Annotated in this window: 16 protein-coding genes; 4 read left to right on the top strand and 12 right to left on the bottom strand. The window is 71.1% G+C overall.

Translation table 11 applies throughout. The annotated features are described in order from the left end of the window. Positions 1 to 285 precede the first annotated feature (285 nt). Positions 286 to 1,917 (bottom strand): L-glutamate gamma-semialdehyde dehydrogenase, encoded by a 1,632-nt coding sequence (pruA, locus tag OH735_RS26840; RefSeq protein WP_406384201.1) that lies wholly within the window; start codon positions 1,915 to 1,917, stop codon positions 286 to 288. A 51-nt stretch (positions 1,918 to 1,968) separates the two neighbouring features. Then, positions 1,969 to 2,895 carry a proline dehydrogenase family protein gene (locus OH735_RS26835; RefSeq protein ID WP_406384200.1) on the bottom strand — a complete coding sequence of 309 codons (927 nt, stop codon included), beginning with the start codon at positions 2,893 to 2,895 and terminating at the stop codon, positions 1,969 to 1,971. A gap of 183 nt (positions 2,896 to 3,078) precedes the next feature. Here OH735_RS26835 and OH735_RS26830 point away from each other — a divergent pair, with 183 nt between their 5' ends. Then, positions 3,079 to 4,221: a PucR family transcriptional regulator gene (locus OH735_RS26830; protein WP_406384199.1), complete on the top strand. Its 1,143-nt coding sequence runs from the start codon at positions 3,079 to 3,081 to the stop codon at positions 4,219 to 4,221. Between the two features lie 28 nt (positions 4,222 to 4,249). Here the strand turns inward: OH735_RS26830 and OH735_RS26825 are convergent, their stop codons facing one another. From OH735_RS26825 to OH735_RS26780, 10 genes are all read right to left on the bottom strand, one after another. Next, positions 4,250 to 4,768, bottom strand: coding sequence for a hypothetical protein (locus OH735_RS26825; protein WP_406384197.1), 519 nt, complete (start codon positions 4,766 to 4,768; stop codon positions 4,250 to 4,252). Continuing rightward, complete coding sequence (locus OH735_RS26820; protein ID WP_406384196.1) at positions 4,765 to 5,487, bottom strand: hypothetical protein; 723 nt, start codon at positions 5,485 to 5,487, stop codon at positions 4,765 to 4,767. Before OH735_RS26820 ends, OH735_RS26825 begins: the two co-directional genes overlap by 4 nt. Before the next feature lie 120 nt (positions 5,488 to 5,607). After that, the gene (locus OH735_RS26815; protein ID WP_406384195.1) at positions 5,608 to 8,292 is read right to left on the bottom strand and encodes a Tox-REase-5 domain-containing protein; all 2,685 of its coding nucleotides are present in this window, start codon (positions 8,290 to 8,292) and stop codon (positions 5,608 to 5,610) included. Positions 8,293 to 8,485: 193 nt separating this feature from the next. Continuing rightward, a complete protein-coding gene (locus OH735_RS26810; protein ID WP_406384194.1) occupies positions 8,486 to 9,082 on the bottom strand; it encodes a TetR/AcrR family transcriptional regulator in 597 nt (198 codons plus the stop codon). A gap of 80 nt (positions 9,083 to 9,162) precedes the next feature. Next, the gene (gene serA / locus OH735_RS26805; protein ID WP_406384193.1) at positions 9,163 to 10,755 is read right to left on the bottom strand and encodes a phosphoglycerate dehydrogenase; all 1,593 of its coding nucleotides are present in this window, start codon (positions 10,753 to 10,755) and stop codon (positions 9,163 to 9,165) included. Positions 10,756 to 11,027: 272 nt separating this feature from the next. Then, positions 11,028 to 12,029 (bottom strand): ketol-acid reductoisomerase, encoded by a 1,002-nt coding sequence (ilvC, locus tag OH735_RS26800; protein ID WP_406384192.1) that lies wholly within the window; start codon positions 12,027 to 12,029, stop codon positions 11,028 to 11,030. Positions 12,030 to 12,151: 122 nt separating this feature from the next. Next, on the bottom strand, positions 12,152 to 12,679 hold the full coding sequence (gene ilvN / locus OH735_RS26795; RefSeq protein ID WP_018553223.1) for an acetolactate synthase small subunit: 528 nt from the start codon (positions 12,677 to 12,679) through the stop codon (positions 12,152 to 12,154). A 22-nt stretch (positions 12,680 to 12,701) separates the two neighbouring features. Then, positions 12,702 to 14,558, bottom strand: a complete 1,857-nt coding sequence (locus OH735_RS26790) for an acetolactate synthase large subunit (RefSeq protein WP_406384191.1) — start codon at positions 14,556 to 14,558, stop codon at positions 12,702 to 12,704. 228 nt (positions 14,559 to 14,786) lie between these two features. Further along, positions 14,787 to 17,624, bottom strand: coding sequence for a putative bifunctional diguanylate cyclase/phosphodiesterase (locus tag OH735_RS26785; RefSeq protein ID WP_406384190.1), 2,838 nt, complete (start codon positions 17,622 to 17,624; stop codon positions 14,787 to 14,789). Positions 17,625 to 18,056: 432 nt separating this feature from the next. Continuing rightward, positions 18,057 to 19,007: a 2-hydroxyacid dehydrogenase gene (locus OH735_RS26780; RefSeq protein WP_406384189.1), complete on the bottom strand. Its 951-nt coding sequence runs from the start codon at positions 19,005 to 19,007 to the stop codon at positions 18,057 to 18,059. A 194-nt stretch (positions 19,008 to 19,201) separates the two neighbouring features. Between OH735_RS26780 and OH735_RS26775 the strand changes: the two genes are divergently transcribed. From OH735_RS26775 to OH735_RS26765, 3 genes are all read left to right on the top strand, one after another. Continuing rightward, positions 19,202 to 20,158, top strand: a complete 957-nt coding sequence (locus tag OH735_RS26775) for an aldo/keto reductase (RefSeq protein ID WP_406386755.1) — start codon at positions 19,202 to 19,204, stop codon at positions 20,156 to 20,158. Positions 20,159 to 20,377: 219 nt separating this feature from the next. Beyond that, positions 20,378 to 21,541 (top strand): PQQ-dependent sugar dehydrogenase, encoded by a 1,164-nt coding sequence (locus tag OH735_RS26770; protein WP_406384188.1) that lies wholly within the window; start codon positions 20,378 to 20,380, stop codon positions 21,539 to 21,541. A 22-nt stretch (positions 21,542 to 21,563) separates the two neighbouring features. Then, positions 21,564 to 21,944, top strand: a complete 381-nt coding sequence (locus OH735_RS26765; RefSeq protein ID WP_406384186.1) for a DUF6191 domain-containing protein — start codon at positions 21,564 to 21,566, stop codon at positions 21,942 to 21,944. Positions 21,945 to 22,056: the final 112 nt, after the last annotated feature.

Here is a 22,056-nt window from a genome sequence, read left to right as displayed (position 1 = left end):
CCGCGTGTGCCGGTTCTGTCCGACGCCTGGAGAGCCGTACCGTCCGGTCCCCTACCGCCCGGAGCGGACCCTGGCAGATGAGTCCCTCGCGCGTGCCGCGCGGCTGAGACGGCGGATGGACGAGCACAGGACCGTACGCCGGTTCTCGGCTCGGCCCGGCACGGCGGGTGGGCCCGGAAATGGAAACCGCCTCCCGGCCGGCAGGGGAACCGGGCGGGAGGCGGAAATCGTGGTGGGGCGCCGGGGGGTGTGCGGCGCCCCGGAGGGGGTCAGCCCTGGAGGGGGTCAGCCCTGGTGGGGGTAGGTGTAGTCGGTCGGCGGGACCAGCGTCTCCTTGATGGCCCGGGTCAGGGTCCAGCGCTGGAGGTTCTGCGGGGCGCCCGCCTTGTCGTTCGTACCCGAGGCACGGCCACCGCCGAAGGGCTGCTGGCCGACGACGGCACCGGTCGACTTGTCGTTGATGTAGAAGTTGCCCGCGGCGTACCGCAGCTTCTCCATCGTGTACGCGGCCGCGGCGCGGTCGCCCGCGATGACGGAACCGGTCAGCGCGTAGTCGGAGGCCGACTCCATCTGCTCCAGCATCTCGTCGTACTTGTCGTCCTCGTAGACGTGCACGGCGAGGATCGGGCCGAAGTACTCGGTCGTGAAGACCTCGTTGGCCGGGTCGGTGCACTCGATGACGGTCGGGCGGACGAAGTAGCCCACCGAGTCGTCGTACGTGCCGCCCGCGATGATCGTGCAGGACGGGTCGGCCTTCGCGCGGTCGAGCGCGGCCTTGTTCTTGGCGAACGAACGGTCGTCGATGACGGCGCCGATGAAGTTCGACAGGTCGGTGACGTCACCCATGGTGATGGAGTCGACCTCGGCGGCGAACTTCTCCTTGAAACCGGAGTTCCAGATGGAGGCCGGGACGTACGCGCGGGAGGAGGCCGAACACTTCTGGCCCTGGAACTCGAAGGAGCCACGGGTCAGCGCGGTCTTCAGGATGGCGTGGTCGGCCGACGGGTGGGCGACGACGAAGTCCTTGCCACCGGTCTCGCCGACGAGCCGCGGGTAGGTGCGGTAGTTGGCGATGTTGTTGCCGACCGTCTTCCACAGGTGCTGGAAGGTGGGGGTCGAGCCGGTGAAGTGGATACCGGCCAGGTCGCGGTGGTTCAGGGCCACCTCGGAGACGGCGATGCCGTCACCGGTCACCAGGTTGATGACGCCCTTGGGCAGACCGGCCTCTTCCAGCAGCTGCATCAGCAGCACGGCGGCGTGAGTCTGCGTCGGGGACGGCTTCCACACCACGACGTTGCCCATGAGGGCAGGGGCGGTGGGCAGGTTGCCCGCGATCGCCGTGAAGTTGAACGGCGTGATCGCGTAGACGAAGCCCTCCAGCGGGCGGTGGTCCATGCGGTTCCACACGCCCGGCGAGTTGGCCGGAGGCTGCTCGGCCAGGATCTGGCGCGCGTAGTGCACGTTGAAGCGCCAGAAGTCGACGAGCTCACAGGGGGTGTCGATCTCGGCCTGCTGGGCGGTCTTCGACTGGCCGAGCATGGTGGACGCGGCCAGCGTCTCGCGCCACGGGCCGGACAGCAGCTCGGCGGCACGCAGGATGATCGCGGCACGGTCGTCGAAGGACATCGCGCGCCAGGCCGGGGCAGCGGCCAGCGCGGCGTCGATGGCATCCTGCGCGTCCTGCTGCGTGGCGTGCGCGAACGTACCGATGACGGCCTTGTGGTTGTGCGGCTGCACGACGTCGAAGCGCTCGCCGCCGCCCATCCGCTTCTCGCCGCCGATGGTCATCGGCAGGTCGATCGGGTTCTCGGCGAGCTCCTTGAGCTTCACCTCCAGGCGGGCACGCTCCGGGGAGCCCGGGGCGTAGGAGTGGACCGGCTCGTTGACCGGCGCGGGAACCTGGGTCACAGCGTCCATGAGTGCCTTGTCTCCTTGCTTCAGCGGGGTGGGGGCAGCGGGGCGGGCGGGTCAGCCCTTGGTGAGGATGGAGCGGGCGAAGAACAGCAGGTTGGCCGGCTTCTCCGCGAGGCGGCGCATGAAGTAGCCGTACCAGTCGGTGCCGTACGCGGTGTAGACGCGCATCCGGTGTCCCTCGGCCGCGAGCCGGACGTGCTCGTCGCTGCGGATCCCGTACAGCATCTGGAACTCGTACTCGTCCAGTTTGCGCCCGGCCTTGCGTGCCAGCTCCTGGCTGATGGCAATCAGCCGCGGGTCGTGGGACCCGATCATCGGGTAGCCCTCGCCCTCCATCAGGGTCTTCAGGATTCGGACGAACGCCTTGTCGATCTCGGCCTTGTCCTGGTACGCGACGGAGGCGGGCTCCTTGTAGGCGCCCTTCACGATGCGGACGCGGCTGCCGGCGGCGGCCAGGCGGCGGGCGTCGTCCTCGGTGCGGAACAGGTACGCCTGGATCACACAGCCGGTCTGCGGGAAGTCCTTCCGCAGCTCCTCGTGGATGGCGAACATCGAGTCGAGGGTGGTGTGGTCCTCGGCGTCCAGCGTGACCGTGGTGCCGATCGCGGCGGCGGCCTCGACGACCGGACGGACGTTGGCGAGGGCCAGCTCGTGGCCGCCCTCCAGCGCCTGGCCGAACATCGACAGCTTGACGGACATCTCGGCCTTGGTGCCCAGGCCGAGGTCCTTGAGGCGGTCGATCAGCTCCAGGTAGGCGTCGCGCGCGGCGGTGGCCTGCTCCGGCGTGGTGATGTCCTCGCCCACGACGTCGAGGGTGACCTCCAGGCCCTTCCCGGTGGCGTCCTTGATGATCGGGACGACCTGCTCGACCGTCTCACCGGCGATGAACCGGTCGACGACCTGCTTGGTCCCCGGGGCGGCCGAAATGAATCGGCGCATCTTGTCGCTGCGCGACGCAGCGAGAATCACGGGAGCCAGCACGGGGCACCTCCAACAGAAAGGTATGTACGAGGGCCGTATCGGCAGGAACTGAATCAGACCGGTACAGCACGGAGAACCACCGTGAAATCTAAGGATCTCCCCGATCCTGTGCCATCGACAGCTGTCACGCATCCGTTCACCGGATCTCAGACATATGTCTGAAGTGGGTGCGAGAATGGCCGGGTGAAGGGCGATTACCAGGAGCTGGTCGACGAGATCTCCGGGCTGCTCGGCGTCCCCGCGACGCTGGAGAACCGGGATTTCGGCCTGGTCGCCTTCGGCGCCCACGACAGCGACGACGACACGGCGATGGATCCGGTCCGCACCCGCTCGATCCTGACCAGGCGCTCCACCCCCGCGGTCCGCGCCTGGTTCGAGGGCTTCGGCATCGCCCGCGCCACCGGCCCGGTACGCATTCCGGCCGCCCCGGAGGCCGGCGTGTTCCGGGGCCGGATCTGTCTGCCGGTGCGCCATCGGGGTGTCGTGCTGGGTTACGTGTGGCTGCTCGACGCGGACCCCGGGCCGACCGACGAGCAGCTGAACGCGGCGATGGAGGTGGCGGCCCGGATCGGGGGGCTGCTCTCCGACGAGGCGCGGGCCGGCACGGACCTGTCCCGGGAGTTCGGTGCGGTCCTCACCGCCGCGCGGGGCTGGCAGCGCGACATGGCGGTGGCCGCGCTGCACGAGGCGCTGGGCCGGGACGCGGAGGGGCTGCACACAGTGGTGTGCGTGACCCCGTGGACCGACGATCCGCCGTCCGTCCGTACGGTGCCCTCGGCGTCGGCGCTGACCTCGGTTCCGGCCCCGGGGGCGGCCGGGGCGGCCTCGCTGGCCGCACTGGTCCGACTGCGCTCCACCGAGGTCCTCGACCCGGCGCTGACCGCCGCGGACCGGCTGCGTTCCGCGGCGGGCCCGGGCGCCACGGCCGGGGTCGCAATACCCCGCCGGGGTCTGGCGGAGCTGGCGGCGGCCTGGCACGAGGCGTCGGCCGCGGCCCGCGCGGCGGCGGCCGAGGCCCGCTTCGGCCCGGTCGCCGAGTGGTCGGCGATCGGCCCGTACCGGCTGCTGACCGCGCTCCCCGCCGAGGCGGCCGCGGACACGGCGGTGCGCGCCCTGCTCTCCCCGCCGCACAAGGATCTGGCCCGCACCGCCGAGGTGTTCCTCGACTGCGCGGGCCAGGCGTCCCGGACGGCCGCGGCGCTCGGCATCCACCGCCAGACGCTCTACTACCGGCTCTCCCGGGTCCAGCAGCTCACCGGCCTCGACCTCAATGACGGCGAGGACCGGCTACTGCTGCACATGGCGCTCAAGGGCGCCCGGCTCTGACCACACGCCGATGCCGTCGGGACGGCCCTCAGCGCTCGTCCGGGGCGGTGACCGGGCTGGTGCTGACGAGGGCCGCCAGCACCAGCGGCGCGTCGCCGTCGCTGTGCCCCACGCTCACGCCCACCCAGCGGTCCGTGCCGCCGACCGGGCCCCAGACGGACAGGTCACCGTAGAGATCCTCGTCGAACAGTGCGCCGAACAGCGGCTCGACGGGGGCACCCTCCTGCCGGCTCAGCAGCGGCAGGTGCAGCGGCACCGCACGGTGCGGGCCCCATCGGCGGTCCAGTTCCCCGACGAGGGCGGCGAGATGGGCCTCGGCCGCGTCCTCGGCGTCGTTCCACTCGGGGGCGTACACCCCGGTCAGCGGGTCGCCCTCCCAGAGCGGGACGACACGGAAGCCCTCGCCGCCGGTCGCGGTCCACTCCCCCGTTTCCGGGTCCCCCTCGGCCGCGGTGGGCCCGGTCGCCGGTACGGGGCCGGCCAACAGCTCCTCGATGTCGGCCAGCGCGCGGGCCGCGTCGAAGGTCTCCCCGGCGCGGCAGCTCACAGGACGGCCCGGTCCATCGGGCGGGGCAGCGGATCGAGCGCCCCGGCCTCGCGGAGCCGCTCGTAGGCCGTCACCACCTCCGCGCTCGCGCCGGGGCCCGCGATGCGCAGGAGCACGCCGCCGCCGGGCAGTTCCTCCCGGGCCGCCTTCAGGCTGTCCGGGACGAGGGCCGCCCGGCCCGGGGAGAGGTATCCGACCCGGCCCACGACGGGATCACCGATGGAGAACCCGGCGTCGTCCTCCAGCGCGTCGAGCACGTCGTCGTCGCTCACGTCACCGAAGTCCGGCTCCCACACCCGGGCGAGGACGGCGAGGAGTTCGGCCTCCGGAACCTCCGCCCCGTCCGGCGCGTGGAGCGTCACCACGAGCGACTGGAGCAGGAACTCCGGGGCGCCCCCGCCCAGTCCGCTGATCTCCGTCTGCCAGCCGGGCGCACCCGTGCGGACCAGCCGCAGCGCGGTGCCCGTGAGGTCGGACCAGTCCTCGGCCGCCTGCACCACGCGCAGCGCGCCGAGCAGCGCTCCCTCGTCCGCCGGCAATTCGGCCCCGGCCCCGGAGCCGTGGACGTGCCGCCAGGGTCCGGCTCCGGCCGCGCCGCCGGCCGACGCCGCCTCGGGGAGCAGTTCCGTGAGCCCGTCCAGCGTCCGCTTCCAGCGTCCGGCAAGCGCTTCGGCCGGCTCCGGACGGGGGCCCCAGAAGCCCCGCACCACACGTCGCATGCACTTTCCTCCGTCGAGCTTCGTCCGTCGGGCGTGGCGCCGGGACAGGCCCCAGTGCCTCTCGTCGGGGTCATGCCGGGCTCGCGTGCCCCGGCGCCGCCGGGCGCCGCTGCGTGCAGGCTACTCGTCGAAGGCACCCGGTTTCCTGGTGCTGTCGTTCGGCTTCGGCTTGGTGTAGACGACCTTGATCGGCAGCTGCTCGTCGCGGAACGCCTGGCGGGCCGCCTTGGCCACGTCCGGGTCGGAGAAGTGCCACTCCACCGCCCGGCCGCCGGCCGCCTCCACCTGGGCCTGCGCCTCGGCGATGAACTTGTCCTTGCCGGACTTGGTGAGCGCGCCCTGTCCGGTCTGGGACAGATAGCTGCGGTAGCCGTTCTTGGCCTCCAGGAAGGTCTGCCTGCTCGAGTCCCAGCCGTCGTACTCCACGGCCGACTTGCCCTCCCTGGGGTGCGGTACGACGTACTCCTGGCCCCGGTTGGTGCCGGTGATCTGCTCCTGGTACCGCAGCCAGGACTCGTTCTTCCAGTTCGGTGCGGGGTTGCGGTCGCGGCTCGCCCAGTATCCGTCGCCCAGGTCCGCGTCGCCGAGCTTGTGGTCCTTGAGGTCCTTGCCCCAGGACGGCGGGTTGTAGTTGCGCGGGTCGGAGGTGTCGTTGCGCTTCGGCTCCGGGTACTTCTTCTTCTCCAGCTCGGCCTTGCGGGCGCGCTCCGGCTCCTCCAGGCGCTTCTGTTCCAGGTGGGCCGCCCGTTCCTGGGCGCGCGCCTGGGCGGCCTTGGCCTTGGCCGCCTCGTCGCACCCGCCGTCCGCGAGGACGACCCGGCGAGCGGGACCGGAGGCCAGCACTCCGGTGCCGGAGCCGCCGACTCCCGTGGTACCGCCGCCGTAACGCACGAGGGGCGGCCCGGAAGCGATGACACACCCGGTCCGGCGTGCCGCGTCCTCCGCCGCGTCCGCGGCGTCGTCGGCCTCCTTGGCGGCCTTGCGGACTCCGTCGAGGTCTCCGAGTTCGGCGGCCTTGCGGGCGCGGCGGGCCGCGGCCCCCGCGTCTGTGGCGGCCTCCGCCACCTTCTCGGCGACCTTGCCGAGCTTGCCGAGTCTGCCGACCTTGCCGACGACCTTCGCGACGTCGTAGCCGGGGATGAAGATGGAGCCGATGTTCCAGACGACATCGGTGACGGCACGGGTCTTCTCGCCGTTGTTCCAGCGGTCGCGGACCTCGTCGCCGACGAAGACGTCGTCGCCGACCTTCACCACGGTGTTGACCGACGCCTTGCCCCAGTCCCAGACCGCACCGAGGTAGTCGCCGTTGCCCCACTTGTCGCCGGCGTCCTTGGAGTCCTGAATCCACTGGTCGCCGAGTTGCTTGCCGTAGCCCGCGATGCCGGACCACGTCTCGGGCTTGAACAGGTCGATGATCCCGGTGACGTCGCCCCAGACCCCGTCGACCGCGAGCCCCTTGACGACCTGGGTCGTACGGTCCCAGGCGCAGCCGAAGAAGCCCCAGCCGCCGCAGTCCTCTTCCTTGGCCTTGTCGCCGCCGCCCTGGTCGTTCCCGTTGTCGTCCTTGTCGGACGCGGGTACGTCGTAGTCGGCCTCGGGTTCCTCGCCGTTCTCGGGATAGGTGTCGACCCCGCTGCCCGGACGGCCGTCGTCGGGGCCCCCGGTGCCGCCGCTCACGCTCGTACCGCCGGAGGAGCCCCCGACCGCGTTCCCGCCGGTCGTTTTCCCGCCGACCGCGTTCCCGCCGCTCGCGCTGCCGTTCCCGCCGGTCGTTTTCCCGCCGACCGCGTTCCCGCCGCTCGCGCTGCCGTTCCCGCCGGTCGTTTTCCCGCCGACCGCGTTCCCGCCGCTCGCGCTGCCGTTCCCGCCGGTCGTTTTCCCGCCGACCGCGTTCCCGCCGCTCGCGCTGCCGTTCCCGCCGGTCGTGTTCCCGCCGACCGCGTTCCCGCCGCTCGCGCTGCCGTTCTCGCCGGTCGTGTTCCCGCCGCTCGCGTCGCTGCCGCCGCTGCTGCCGGCCGGGCCGCCGTTCGTACCGCCCGTCGAGCCCGTACCGCCGGTGACCGTCGTGCCGCCGTCCGCGCCCGCGGCGCTGCTCGCGTCGGCTCCGCCGCCCGTGGCGCCGCCGTCCCGGCCGCCGCCCGCCTCGGCCTGGCCCGTGCCGTCGCCGGAGGCGGGGCACGAGTAGCCGCTCAGCGAGCAGATCGCCGACTGGAGCTCCGCGGTGATCCGGCCGCCGAGACCGCTCAGCGCCATGGCCGCGATCAGCGCGACCACGATCAGCACCAGGCCCAGGTACTCCATGGCCGTCTGTCCCCGGTCCCGGCGCCAGGTGATCATGTGCGGGAGCGAGAACTTCGGCCGCTCGCCCCGTTCCTGCGGCGGCAGCAGGAACCACGCCCGGCTCTGCTGCCGGGTGAGGAAGACCAGGATCAGGACCGGGAGCAGCAGCTGGGTGAAGCCGTGTGCCGACCCGTCCCCGATGTTGGCCACGCCGCCGAGGACCAGCCACACCTGGACGGCGATCAGTCCCCACCAGACCCGCTTGCCGCCGGTCCGTACGTGCCGCGCCAGCAGCAGGCCGAGGACTCCCGGCGCGGCGGCGTACAGCAGGATGCCGATGACTTCGGCGCCCAGCGCGTCCACCGCGAGCGCCGAACCGAAGAGGCCGAGCGCGCCCAGGACGGTCGCGCCGAACAGCACGAGGAGCAGCACTCGCACCGTGTTGAGCGGGCGCGGGAGCTCCCGCCGCCCCGCACCCCCCTGCGCCGGACCTTCAGGAACCGGTATGCCACCCATAGCAGACATACGCGCCCCGCCCCCCGGCGTCAGTGAGTGCCATGACAGTCACTCACCCTAGGGTCGGGCGCCGGGGGCGTCATGGGCCTCAGGGCCCAACATCGTCCCCATGTGGGCCCCATGAGGTGCCGTCACCGGGGCCGCGTCACGGCGTCCGCTTCCGCGGCACCCGCGACCGCCGGCCCCGCCACCCGACCCTGCCCTACCGGCCCACCCGTCCCTCCAGCACCGCCTTCAGACCGTCGGTCAGGTCCTGTGCGGACGGGGCGGATTCGCTGTCCATCAGCCACTGCACCATCACGCCCGCGAGCAGCGCCTGGCAGAACAGCCCGGCCACCCGCGCCTTCTCCGGGTCCGTCTCCGGATCGATGCCGAGCATGTTCTCGGCGAGCCCGTTCCGGCCCTCGCGCTGCGGGCCCACGAGGGCCTTCCGCAACTCCGGGTCCTGGTCGATCCTGGAGACGACCTCCATCTGGAGCTGCCAGACGGACCGGGTCTGCTCATAGCTGTCGATCACCCGTTCCCAGGTGTCGCGGAACTGGTCCAGCGGCGCCCGGGGCCCGCCGTCCGCGTCGCCGTCCACGGCCTCGTCCGGCTGCTCGGTGAGCACATCGCCCCACTCCTCCGTCACCTTGAGGAAGGCGAGGTTGAGCAGGGCTTCCTTGGAGCCGTAGTGGTAACCGATGGAGGCGAGGTTCGTCCCGGAGACGGCCACGATGTCGCGCGCCGTCGTCCGGGCGTACCCCTTCTCCAGCAGGCAGCGCTTGGCGCCTTCGAGCAGATCCTCACGATGTCCCATGAACGCAGCGTACCCGGCATGCAGACGTTTGTGTAAGACGCACGTCTAGATGCCGGGTACGCGGGGCCCTCGGGCCTTCGTCAGTCGGTCAGGTTCACCGTACGGGCCGACGCGGCCCCGATCTCCGAGGAGATCTCGGCGAGCACCGACGCCGGGACGTCGTCGTCGACGGTGAGCACGACCAGCGCCTCGCCGCCCACGCCCGACCGCGAGACCTGCATGCCCGCGATGTTCAGACCGGCCTCGCCGAGGATCCGGCCGACCGTGCCGACGACGCCGGGGCGGTCCTCGTAGCGCAGCACCACCATGTGGTCGGCCAGGGCCAGGTCCACGTCGTACTCGCCGACGGCGACGATCTTCTGGAGGTGCTTGGGTCCGGCCAGCGTGCCGGAGACCGCGACCTCCTCGCCGCCCGAGAGCGTGCCGCGGACGGTGACCACGTTGCGGTGGTCCGGCGACTCGGAGCTGGTGGTGAGGCGGACCTCGACACCGCGCTCCTGCGCGAAGAGCGGAGCGTTCACGTACGACACGGTCTCGTCGACGACGTCCTCGAAGACACCCTTGAGCGCGGAGAGTTCGAGCACCTTGACGTCGTGCTGAGTGATCTCGCCGTACACCTCGACGTCGAGGCGGACCGCGACCTCGCCCGCGAGCGCGGTGAAGATCCGGCCGAGCTTCTCGGCGAGCGGCAGGCCCGGGCGCACGTCCTCGGCGATCACGCCGCCCTGGACGTTGACCGCGTCCGGCACGAGCTCACCGGCGAGGGCCAGCCGGACGGACCTGGCGACCGCGATGCCGGCCTTCTCCTGGGCCTCGTCGGTGGAGGCGCCGAGGTGCGGGGTGCAGACGACCTGGTCGAACTCGAACAGCGGGGAGTCCGTGCAGGGCTCCTTCGCGTACACGTCGAGGCCGGCACCGGCGACCCGGCCCTCCTTGAGGGCGGAGGCGAGTGCGGCCTCGTCGACGATGCCGCCGCGCGCGGCGTTGACGATGCGCACCGAGGGCTTCACCTTGTGCAGCGCCTCGTCGCCGATCAGGCCGAGCGTCTCGGGGGTCTTGGGCAGGTGCACGGTGATGAAGTCGGCGACCTGGAGCAGCTCGTCCAGCGACAGGAGCTTGACGCCCATCTGGGCGGCGCGCGCGGGCTGCACATAGGGGTCGTACGCGACGATCTTCATGCCGAAGGCCGACATGCGCTGCGCGACCAGGACGCCGATGCGGCCGAGGCCGACGACGCCGAGGATCTTCTCGCTCAGCTCGACGCCGGTGTACTTGGAGCGCTTCCACTCGCCGTTCTTCAGGGCGGTGTTGGCCTGCGGGATGTTGCGCGCGGTGGCGACCAGCAGACCGCAGGCCAGCTCGGCGGCGGTGACGATGTTGGAGGTCGGCGCGTTCACGACCATCACGCCGGCCTTGGTGGCGGCGGAGACGTCGACATTGTCCAGACCGACGCCCGCGCGGGCGACGACCTTCAGCTTCTTCGCGGCGGCGATGGCCTCGGCGTCGACCTTGGTGGCGGAGCGCACCAGGATGGCGTCGACATCGGCGATCGCGGGGAGGAGCTCGGCGCGGTCCGCGCCGTTGCAGTGCCGGATGTCGAAATCCGGGCCCAGCGCGTCAACCGTGGCAGGCGACAGCTCTTCAGCGATGAGTACGACAGGTTTCGAGCTCACGTGGGTCCTCACAGATCCAGTGCGGACGGCCGTCCCGACGGCCGCAGGCGGTGGAGGGGCTTGCCGCGTGGAAGACGCACGACACTGTGGGCCTGACGCGTGTATGTGTGGAGAAGTGTAGTCATGCGCCAGGACGCGTACTGCGCCCCGATGGAAGGATCACCCACACGAGGGTGGACGACTTGTACACACGTACGACGCCGCCTCTTCCAGCGGTGAAGGGGATACGCCCCGGGGGCGGGTCGAGGAGACCCGCCCCCGGGGCGTCGGTGTTACGCGTCCTCGTCGTTGACCCAGCTCATGAGCTTGCGCAGCTCACGGCCGGTGGTCTCCAGGAGGTGGTCGCTGTCCGCCTTCTTGTACTCGTTGTACTTGGGCAGACCGTTGTGGTACTCGGCCATCCAGTTCTTGGCGAAGGTGCCGTCCTGGATCTCCGCGAGGACCTTCTTCATCTCGGCCTTGGTGGCGTCCGTGATGATCCGCGGGCCGGTGACGTAGTCGCCCCACTCGGCGGTCTCCGAGATGGACCAGCGCATCTTCTCCAGGCCGCCCTCGTACATGAGGTCCACGATGAGCTTCAGCTCGTGCAGGCACTCGAAGTACGCGATCTCCGGCTGGTAGCCGGCCTCGGTCAGGGTCTCGAAACCGGCCTTGACCAGGGCGGCGGTGCCACCGCAGAGGACGGCCTGCTCACCGAACAGGTCGGTCTCGGTCTCCTCGGTGAAGGTCGTCTTGATGACGCCGGCGCGGGTGCCGCCGATGCCCTTCGCGTACGACAGGGCGAGCGCCAGGCCGTTGCCCGAGGCGTCCTGCTCAACGGCCACGATGCACGGAACGCCGCGGCCCTCCTCGTACTGACGGCGGACCAGGTGGCCCGGGCCCTTGGGGGCGACCATGCAGACGTCGACGCCCGCCGGCGGCTTGATGAAGCCGTAGCGGATGTTCAGGCCGTGACCGAAGAACAGCGCGTCGCCGTCCTTGAGGTTGCCCTTGATGGACTCCTCGTAGACCTGGGCCTGGATCGGGTCCGGGACCAGGATCATGATGACGTCGGCCTCGGCGGCGGCCTCGGACGGCGTCACCACGCGCAGGCCCTGCTCCTCGGCCTTCGCCTTGGACTTGGAGCCCTCGTGCAGACCGACACGGACGTCGACACCCGAGTCACGCAGCGACAGCGCGTGGGCGTGGCCCTGGCTGCCGTAGCCGATGACCGCGACCTTGCGGCCCTGGATGATGGACAGGTCGGCATCGTCGTCGTAGAACAGCTCGGCCACTGGGTCTCTCCTTGGTGTGCAGGTGTTGCGTCCCACCGTACGGCGGGGTGCGTCAGATACGTTTTCGGGTCTCGCCATGCGAGCGGCGAGGGGGGTGGCGGCCGTGATCTGCCGGACAGGCCTCAGGCCGTACGGTCCAGGGCGCGCAGCGAACGGTCGGTGATGGAGCGCGCGCCGCGCCCTATGGCGATCGTGCCGGACTGGACCAGCTCCTTGATGCCGTACTGCTCCAGCATCTTGAGCATGGCCTCCAGCTTGTCGGCGCCGCCGGTCGCCTCGATCGTGACGGCCTCCGGGGAGACGTCCACGGTCTTGGCGCGGAACAGCTGGACGATCTCGACGATCTGGGAGCGGGTCTCGTTGTCGGCGCGGACCTTCACCAGGACGAGCTCACGCTGGATCGCAGCGGACGGCTCGAGTTCGACGATCTTCAGGACGTTCACCAGCTTGTTGAGCTGCTTGGTCACCTGCTCAAGAGGCAGGTCCTCGACATTGACGACGATGGTGATGCGCGAGATGTCGGGGTGTTCGGTGGTGCCGACCGCGAGCGAGTCGATGTTGAAGCCGCGGCGGGAGAACAGGGCGGTGATCCGGGCGAGGACACCGGGCTTGTTCTCGACCAGGACGGAGAGCGTGTGCTTGGTGGACATGGAGTCGGTCTCTCTCTGTCTCTCAGTCGTCTTCGTTGTCGCCGAAGTCGGGGCGGACTCCGCGGGCGGCCATGACCTCGTCGTTGGAGGTGCCGGCGGCGACCATCGGCCACACCATGGCGTCCTCGTGGACGATGAAGTCGATCACGACGGGGCGGTCGTTGATGGAGTTGGCCTCTTCGATGACCCTGTCCAGATCGGCCGGGTCCTCGCAGCGGATCGCGTAGCAGCCCATGGCCTCGGACAGCTTGACGAAGTCCGGGACGCGGGTGCCCTTCGCCGGGACGCCCTCGGTGTCGGCACCGGAGTGCAGCACGGTGTTGGAGTACCGCTGGTTGTAGAACAGGGTCTGCCACTGGCGGACCATCCCGAGCGCGCCGTTGTTGATGACTGCGACCTTGATCGGGATGTTGTTGAGCGCGCAGGTGGTGAGTTCCTGGTTGGTCATCTGGAAGCAGCCGTCGCCGTCGATCGCCCAGACCGTACGGTCCGGCATGCCGGCCTTGGCGCCCATCGCGGCCGGGACCGCGTACCCCATCGTTCCGGCGCCGCCGGAGTTCAGCCAGGTGGCGGGCTGCTCGTACTGGATGAAGTGCGAGGCCCACATCTGGTGCTGGCCGACGCCCGCCGCGAAGATCGTGCCCTCGGGGGCGAGCTCGCCGATGCGCTGGATGACCTGCTGCGGCGACAGGCTGCCGTCCTCGGGCAGGTCGTAGCCGAGCGGGTACGTCTCGCGCCAGCGGTTGAGGTCCTTCCACCAGGCTTCGTAGTCACCGACGTGACCTTCGGTGTGCTCGGCCTGGACGGCCTGGACCAGGTCGGCCAGGACCTCGCGGGCGTCGCCCACGATCGGCACGTCGGCCTCGCGGTTCTTGCCGATCTCGGCCGGGTCGATGTCGGCGTGGACGATCTTGGCGTACGGGGCGAAGCTGTCCAGCTTGCCGGTGACGCGGTCGTCGAAACGGGCTCCGAGGGCGACGATCAGGTCGGCCTTCTGCAGCGCGGTGACGGCGGTGACCGCACCGTGCATGCCCGGCATTCCGACGTGCAGCGGGTGGCTGTCGGGGAATGCGCCGAGCGCCATCAGCGTGGTGGTGACGGGCGCTCCGGTGAGCTCTGCGAGGACCTTCAGTTCGGCGGTGGCCCCCGCCTTGATGACGCCTCCGCCGACGTACAGCACCGGGCGCTTGGCCTGGGTGATGAGCTTGGCGGCTTCGCGGATCTGCTTGGCGTGCGGCTTGGTGACCGGGCGGTAGCCGGGCAGGTCCAGGGCGGGCGGCCAGCTGAACGTGGTCCGCGCCTGGAGGGCGTCCTTGGCGATGTCGACGAGGACGGGGCCCGGACGGCCGGAGGAGGCGATGTGGAAGGCCTCGGCGATCGTGTGCGGGATGTCCTCGGCCCTGGTGACCAGGAAGTTGTGCTTGGTGACCGGCATGGTGATGCCGCAGATGTCGGCTTCCTGGAAGGCGTCCGTCCCGATCGCCTTGGAGGCGACCTGGCCGGTGATCGCGACCAGCGGGACGGAGTCCATGTGGGCGTCGGCGATCGGCGTGACCAGGTTGGTGGCTCCGGGGCCCGAGGTGGCCATGCACACGCCGACCTTGCCGGTGGCCTGTGCGTAGCCGGTGGCGGCGTGTCCCGCGCCCTGCTCATGACGGACCAGCACATGACGGACCCGGGTGGAGTCCATCATCGGGTCGTACGCCGGAAGGATGGCGCCGCCGGGAATGCCGAATACCGTGTCGGCCCCCACCTCCTCGAGAGACCGGATGAGGGACTGCGCGCCCGTGACGTGCGGGGCGGAGGCGGCGGACGATCCGCCGGTACGGGCCCGCGGCTGGGGATGGTGGGCCCCGGTGGCCTGCTCGGTCATCGGCATTCTCTTCTCGAAGCTGAGGGTTTTTGCGGGTGTCTTGCGGGTACTTTGCGACGTTTTGCCTGGTGCCGGTGCAACAAAAAACCCCTCGTGCCGTGAGGCAAGCGAGGGGAGCACGTCGGTGTGGTCTGCAGAGCCTCAACGAGGGACTCTGCTTCAGCCGACGCGCTTTCCAAGTACGAGAATTCGGGTGCGCATGGCAATGACCCTCTCTCCGACGCACACGGGGTGTCAAGTGGGCGGGACGGGAGTCTCAGCATGTGAGCCGCTGAGCAGGGAAATCGAGCCGCCCGTCAGGACCGGCTGGGCGGTGCCGCTGCCGGGCACCGGGAACTCGCCGCGGGCCAGGGCGCGGCGCAGCCGGTACTCGTCGAGCGGCCCGGAGAAGGCCATTCCCTGGCCGTGCGTACAGCCCATGGCGCGCAGCGCGAGGACCTGCTCCGGTACGTCGACCCCGTCGGCCACGGACTGCATGCCGAGGTCGCAGGCGATGCGCAGGAGGCCGCTGGTGATCTTGTGCAGCCGGGCGGATTCCACGACGCCCTCGACGAGTCCGCGGTCCAGTTTCAGTACGTCGACGGGGAGCCGGCGCAGGGCGTTGATCGCGGCGTAGCCGCTGCCGAAGCCGTCGAGCGCGATGCGGACGCCGAGCCTGCGCAGGGCGACGAGGCGCCGTTCGAGCTCGTCGAAGGAGATGCGGGGGTCGCTGTCGGAGACCTCGATCATGAGGGCCCCGGAAGGCAGGTCGTGGCGGGTGAGCAGCGCCTCGACGGAGCCGAACGGCAGGCCCTTGTCGAGGAGCCTGCGGGCGGAGAGCCGCACGGCGACGGAGACGGGGTGGCCGGCTCTGGCCCGGTCGGCGGCCTGCTCGACGGCCTTTTCGAGGAGCCAGCGGCCGAGCTCGGCGGTGCGGTCGCTGTCGTCGGTGACGCGGAGGAATTCGGCCGGGGTGAACAGGATGCCCTGGGCGGAGCGCCAGCGGGCCTGGGCGGCGACGGCGGCGACGGTGCCGCTGGCGAGGTGTACGACGGGCTGGTGGAGCAGGGCGAACTCGCCGTCGCGCAGTGCGGTGCGCAGTCGGGCCGCCAGCTCGGAGCGGCGTACGACTTCGGCCTGCATCTGCGGGGCGTACAGCTCGACGCGGTCCTTGCCGCCGGCCTTGGCGCGGTACATGGCGAGGTCCGCGTTGCGCATGAGGTCGCTGGGGGTGATGCCGGGCTCGGCGAAGGCGACCCCGATGGACGCGGCGACCCGGACCTCACCGGTGCCGATGCGGTACGGCTGGGAGAGCGTGAGGCGCAGCCGGTCGGCGATCTCGTGGACCTGGCACTCGCGGGCGGACTGGTCGCGGGTGCCGTCGCCGAGGATGATGGCCGCGAATTCGTCACCGCCGAGGCGGGCGGCGGTGTCGTCGGCCCGTACGGATTCGTGGAGGCGGCGGGCGGCCTGGACGAGTAGCTCGTCGCCCGCCTGGTGGCCGAGACGGTCGTTGACCGCCTTGAAGCCGTCGAGGTCGATGAAGAGCACGGCGGTGCCCGGGTCGCCGGAGCGGCGGCCGCCGAGGGCCTGGCGGACCCGCTCGGTGAACAGGGCGCGGTTGGGCAGGTCGGTGAGCGGGTCGTGCTCGGCGTTGTGCTGCAGCTGGGCCTGCAGCCGTACCCGTTCGGTCACATCGCGGCTGTTGAGGATCAGGCCGCCCTGGTGGCGGTTGACGGTGGATTCGACGTTGAGCCAGTCGCCCGTACCGGATCTGAACCGGCACTCGATCCGGGTGGTGGGTTCCTCGGCCGGGGAGGCGACGAGGAACCGGCGCACCTCGTGGACCACCCGGCCCAGATCGTCGGGGTGGATGATCGAGGAGAGCTCGGCGCCGACGAGGTCTTCGGCTTCGCGCCCGTACACCCCTGCGGCGGCGGGGCTGACGTAGCGCAGGACGCCGGTGGGAGCGGCGATCATGATGACGTCGCTGGAGCCCTGCACCAGGGAGCGGAAGTGGTTCTCCTTCTGCGCCAGTTCCTGGGTGAGGGCGATGTTGTCGACGAGCATGATGCCCTGCCGGACGACCAGGGCGAGCACCACCGTGCAGCCGGTGAAGACCACGACGCGGTCCACTCGGCGGCCCTCGATGACGTTGTAGAGAATGCCGAGGGTGCAGACGGCGGCGGCGAGATACGGCGTCAGCGCGGCCAGCGATCCGGCGATGGGGCGGCTGGTCGGCCGTGGCGCGCCCCGCGGCGGGAAGGCGTGGTCCGGGGCGTTGGCCGCGCCCCAGGGGGCATACGCGAGGAGCAGGGATCCGGCGAACCAGCCCGCGTCCAGCAACTGGCCGGAGTGGTAGGTCTGGCGCAGCAGCGGTGAGGTGAACAGGGCGTCGCACAGGACCGTCAGGGCGAGGGCGGCGATGGCGGTGTTCACCGCGGAGCGGTTGATGTTGGACCGCCGGAAGTGCAGGGCCAGCACCATGGAGACCAGCACGATGTCGAGCAGCGGATAGGCCAGCGAGAGGGCGGCGCGGGCCACGCTCGCGCCCTCCGCGTCCACGAGGTGCGCGGTGTGGGCGAGGGCGAGACTCCAGGAGAGCGTGAGGAGCGATCCGCCGATCAGCCAGGAGTCCAGTGCGAGACAGACCCAGCCGGCCCGGGTGACGGGGCGTTTGGCGAGGACGAGCAGTCCGACGATGGCCGGCGGCGCGAAGCAGAGGTAGAAGGCGTCGGCGAGGGAGGGGCTGGGCACCTGGAGTCCGAGCACGACCTCGTACCACCCCCAGACGGCGTTGCCCCCGGCGGCCATGAGCGAGGAGAGCGAGAACAGCAGCCAGGCGGGGCGGCAGCGGTCACCGCCGGCCCGCCCGTAGAGGAAGCAGGAGACGGCCGCGGCCAATGCGGCGGCGCTGAGGCCGAAGTCCCCCATGAACAGCGCGAGTTCCTTCGAACCCCAGCCGAGCGCGGCCCCCACCGCGTAACCCCCGCAGACGAGGCCGAGCAGGACCTGCGACACCAGCGAGGACGCGCCGCCGACGGTCGCCCGCCGGGAGAGGAGCGCCCCGAGGGCGCCGGCCGGCGCGCTCACTGTGGCACACCCGGCGACGGGTGCGCACGCACCCGGCGCCCCGCCGGGGTTCCCGTCGCGATGCCCGGCACCCACGGCATTCGCCACGCGGCCGGGCCCGTCCGCGTACGCCCGGTGTGCACAAGCCCCTCCGCCGCGCGGTCACACGCACCACGCAACGCGACGCCCGCACCGCGGACGGGGAGCAGGAAGGCCCGAGCTGCCCCGGGTCGCCGTCGGCTGTGCTGCGGTGTCGGATCGTTCGCCCATCGGCCGTGCATCGCCCGTCCCCCTCGCGTGTTGCGTCCTCCCTGGCGCCGCCCCCTCCTCGGCGCAGCGCCCCTTTCGCGACGATACACCAGACCAGTCACAGAGGGACATAGCCTCTCTACTCTCCGTGACGATGAACGCAGTTGTCGGTACGGTACGCAGCCGGGCGGACCCGTAGCGTGGTCAGCCGGTGGTGTGTACGACGTTCCGCACCGGCTCCCCCGCGGCGAACCGGCTCAGCTGCCCGGCCACCAGGCGCTTGGCGCGCGGCAGGAACGCCGAGGTGCTGCCGCCCACATGAGGGGTGATCAGGACGTTCGGAGCATGCCAGAGAGGATGACCGGCGGGCAGCGGTTCCGGGTCGGTGACGTCGAGAGCGGCGTGCAGTCGGCCGGACTCGAGTTCGAGCAGCAGCGACTTGGTGTCGACGACGCCGCCCCGTGCGACGTTCACGAGCAGCGCTCCGTCCGGCATCGCGGCGAGGAAATCCGCGTCCACCAGCCCTTGCGTGGACGGGTTCAGCGGGGTGGACAGCACGACGACGTCGGCCTCGGGCAGGAGTGCGGGCAGGTCGTCGAGTGTGTGTACGGGGCCGCGTGCGGTTGTCCGCGCAGAGCGCGCGACGCGCGCCACCCGCGCGCACTCGAAGGGCGCGAGCCGGTCCTCGATGGCGGCGCCGATCGAGCCGTATCCCACGATCAGCACGGACTTGTCGGCGAGCGCGGGGTAGAAACCGGACCGCCACTCCTCCTTGTCCTGACCGTGGACGAACCCGGGGAAGCCGCGCAGGGAGGTGAGGATCAGGGCGAGGGTGAGCTCCGCCGTCGACGCCTCGTGGACCCCCTTGGCGTTGCACAGCCGTACTCCGTCCGGCAACAGGCCCAGGCCCGGCTCGACATGGTCGATGCCCGCGGTCAGTGTCTGCACGACCTGGACGTGTGTCATGCCGGCGAGCGGACGGACCGAGATCTCCGGACCCTTCATGTAGGGCACGACGTAGAAGGCGCAGTCGGCCGGGTCGGCGGGGTAGTCCGGTCCGCCGTCCCAGAAGCGGTAGGCGAGGCCATCGGGGAGCCCCTCGATCTCGTCAGCGGGAATCGGCAGCCATACGTCGGGAGTCTTCGTCGAAGTCATGGCCAGGAGGCTAATGCCGTAACCGGCAATGTTTGCCCGGGGCAAAGCTTGCCGGGAGGGGCACCAGTCGCCGGGAGGCTGCGCGAGGGAGGGTGATCGGCAGAGGTTACTTTGGGGTGCGTTGCGGTCCCGTGGCGGGGGCGGAAGGGTTGGGGGAGTTGGAGCGCAGGAGTCTCGGTGCGGCGGCGCTCGCCGTGGGGGCCGTCGGTCTCGGCTGCATGCCGATGAGCTGGGCGTACAGCGCGTCGCAGCAGCGCGGTGACCGTGCGTTGCGTGCGGTGCACGCCGCGCTCGACGCGGGCGTTCAACTGCTCGACACGGCCGACATGTACGGCCCCTTCACCAATGAACTGCTGGTGGGCCGGGCGCTGAAGGGCCGCAGGTCCGATGCCTTCGTCTCCACCAAGTGCGGGCTGCTGGTGGGCGATCAGCACATCGTCGCCAACGGCCGCCCCGGCTATGTGCGGCGGGCCTGTGACGCCTCGCTGCGTCGGCTGCAGACCGATGTGATCGATCTGTACCAGCTGCACCGGGCCGATCCCGAAGTGCCGGTCGAGGAGACCTGGGGCGCGATGGCGGAGCTGGTGACCGCGGGCAAGGTGCGGGCGCTCGGGCTCTGTGCGGTCGGGGCGCGGGCCTCGCGCAGGCCGGGTGCCCGAATGTATGACGAAACGATCCGTCAGCTGGATCGGGTGCAGCAGGTCTTCCCGGTGAGCGCGGTGCAGGCGGAACTGTCGGTCTGGTCGCCGGAGGCGCTGGAGTCGTTGCTTCCGTGGTGTTCGGCGCGGGGTGTGGGGCTGCTGGCGGCGATGCCGCTGGGGAACGGCTATCTGACGGGCACGCTGACCCCTGGACAGGGCTTCGAGCCGGAGGATCTGCGGGCCAGACATCCGCGGTTCACGGCCGAGATGATGGCGGCGAACCAGCCGGTGGTGGTCGGGTTGCGACGGATCGCCGAGCGGCACGGGGCGACCGCGGCGCAGGTGGCGCTGGCCTGGGTGCTGCGGCAGGGGCCGCATGTGGTGCCGGTGCCGGGGACCAAGCGGGAGCGGTGGGCGGTGGAGAACGCGGGAGCGGCCGGGCTGACGCTGACCGCGCAGGATCTGCTGGAGATCGCCCGGCTGCCCGCCGCGCGGGGGTCGTGGGACTGACACCCACCGGGTCGACGGCACCGTCCTCGGGGTCGGCGATCGAGGGAATCGGCGGGTACGGGGAACCCTGGGCGGCTCGGCGGTGTAAGAGACAGTAGTCAGGTGGCCGTCGAAGGGATCGATGCTGTGCGCGGTGTTGGGTTCGGATCTGTACGAGGCCCCGCGGGGCGTGGGGGGTTGCGGGGACGGCGCCGGCGCGGAGGCGTACGACGCGGGTCGGTGGCCGCGCTGGCCGCGGGTCTGCTGCTGACCGCGGGCTGTTCCTCCGGGGACGGTTCCGGCAGCGCGCCGGGCGTCGGCGACCTGCCGTCCCGCTCCGCCCCCGCCGCCTCGGGCCCGTCGGCCTCCCCGTCCCCGTCGGTCGCCGCGCCGCCCGCGAAGGGCTCGGTGAAGGTGGTCTCCACGCTCACCGACGGCCTCGCCTCGCCGTGGGGGCTGGCCGAGCTGCCCGGTGGCGATCTGCTGGTCTCCTCGCGCGACAAGGGCACGATCACCCGGATCGACGGGAAGAGCGGGAAGAAGACCCTGCTGGGCGCCGTGCCCGGGGTGTCGCCCGGTGGCGAGGGCGGGCTGCTGGGCATCGCGGTCTCCCCCACGTACGGTTCGGACCATCTGGTGTACGCGTACTTCACGACGGCGTCCGACAACCGCATCGCGCGCATGCAGTACGACGAGAACGGCACGACGCCCGGCCGGCTGCTGGGCGCTCCGGACACGATTCTGCGGGGCATCCCGAAGGGCTCGATCCACAACGGCGGGCGGATCGCGTTCGGCCCGGACCACATGCTGTACGCGGGCACCGGGGACACGGGCGACGACCGCCTCGCGCAGGACAAGAAGTCCCTGGGCGGCAAGATCCTGCGGATGACCCCGGACGGTCAGCCGCTGCACGGCAATCCGGCGGCCGACTCCGTGGTGTATTCGTACGGGCACCGCAATGTGCAGGGACTGGCCTGGGACGAGCGGAAGCAGCTGTGGGCGTCCGAATTCGGGCAGGACACCTGGGACGAGCTGAACCGGATCGTGCCGGGTGGGAATTACGGCTGGCCGGAGGTCGAGGGCAAGGCCGGGAAGAAGGGGTTCATCGATCCGGTGGCACAGTGGAAGACGTCCGAGGCGTCCCCGAGCGGCATCGCCTTCGCCGAGGGTTCGATCTGGATGGCGGCACTGCGCGGCAAGCGGCTCTGGCGGATTCCACTGTCCGGCAGGGGCGACGGGGAACTGGTCGCGGCCCCGCAAGCGTTCCTGAAGGGTACGTACGGCCGTCTGCGCACCGTGCTCGCCGCGGGCGGCAACAAGCTCTGGCTGGTCACGAGCAATACGGACACCCGTGGCACCCCGAAGCCGGGAGACGACAGGATCCTGGTGCTTGCGGTGCGGTAGCGGCTACAGCAGGTGAAAGGGCGTGCGGGCGGTGTTCAACTTCTTCGAGGAACTCTTCGCGCCGGGCCGCAAGCATGTCGCCGAGGAGCAGAAGCGGCTGGAGCTGACCCGGGTGGATCTCGGTGTCGGTGACCCGGGGCGCGGGCCGATAGACCTGGCCTCCGGGAAGGTGATCGTCAGAGCGCCCGGTGACGGCGACGGTCCCGACAGCGACAGTGACGGCGACAGTGACGGTGACGGCGACGGCGACGGCGACGGCGACGTGGAGGCCGGTGCCGGGGGCCGCGAAAGGGCTCCCGGGCCGGATGTGGCCGACGGTCCGCAGGACGGATCTGACCACGGGCCCGACGCCGGCCCCGACTCCGGGCCCCAGAAGGCTCCGGAGACCGGGCCGCGGGCCTGACCGGACCACGGACCTGACCGGACCACGGGCCTGACTGGGCCGCGGACCTGACCGCACTGCGGGCCTGACTGGGCCGCGGACCTGACCGCACTGCGGGCCTGACTGGGCCGCG

It is taken from the genome of Streptomyces sp. NBC_01618, assembly GCF_045209435.1.
Classification (GTDB): Bacteria; Actinomycetota; Actinomycetes; order Streptomycetales; family Streptomycetaceae; genus Streptomyces.
Note: the sequence above shows the minus strand (reverse complement) of the source record. Positions and strands in the feature narration are given on the sequence as shown.

Coding starts and splice junctions, on each gene's coding strand:
- OH735_RS26780 (WP_406384189.1), bottom strand. CDS start 19,007: ATGACTTCGACGAAGACTCCCGACGTATGGCTGCCGATTCCCGCTGAC.
- OH735_RS26815 (WP_406384195.1), bottom strand. CDS start 8,292: ATGTCTGCTATGGGTGGCATACCGGTTCCTGAAGGTCCGGCGCAGGGG.
- pruA (WP_406384201.1), bottom strand. CDS start 1,917: ATGGACGCTGTGACCCAGGTTCCCGCGCCGGTCAACGAGCCGGTCCAC.
- OH735_RS26790 (WP_406384191.1), bottom strand. CDS start 14,558: ATGCCGATGACCGAGCAGGCCACCGGGGCCCACCATCCCCAGCCGCGG.
- ilvN (WP_018553223.1), bottom strand. CDS start 12,679: ATGTCCACCAAGCACACGCTCTCCGTCCTGGTCGAGAACAAGCCCGGT.
- OH735_RS26820 (WP_406384196.1), bottom strand. CDS start 5,487: ATGCGACGTGTGGTGCGGGGCTTCTGGGGCCCCCGTCCGGAGCCGGCC.
- OH735_RS26810 (WP_406384194.1), bottom strand. CDS start 9,082: ATGGGACATCGTGAGGATCTGCTCGAAGGCGCCAAGCGCTGCCTGCTG.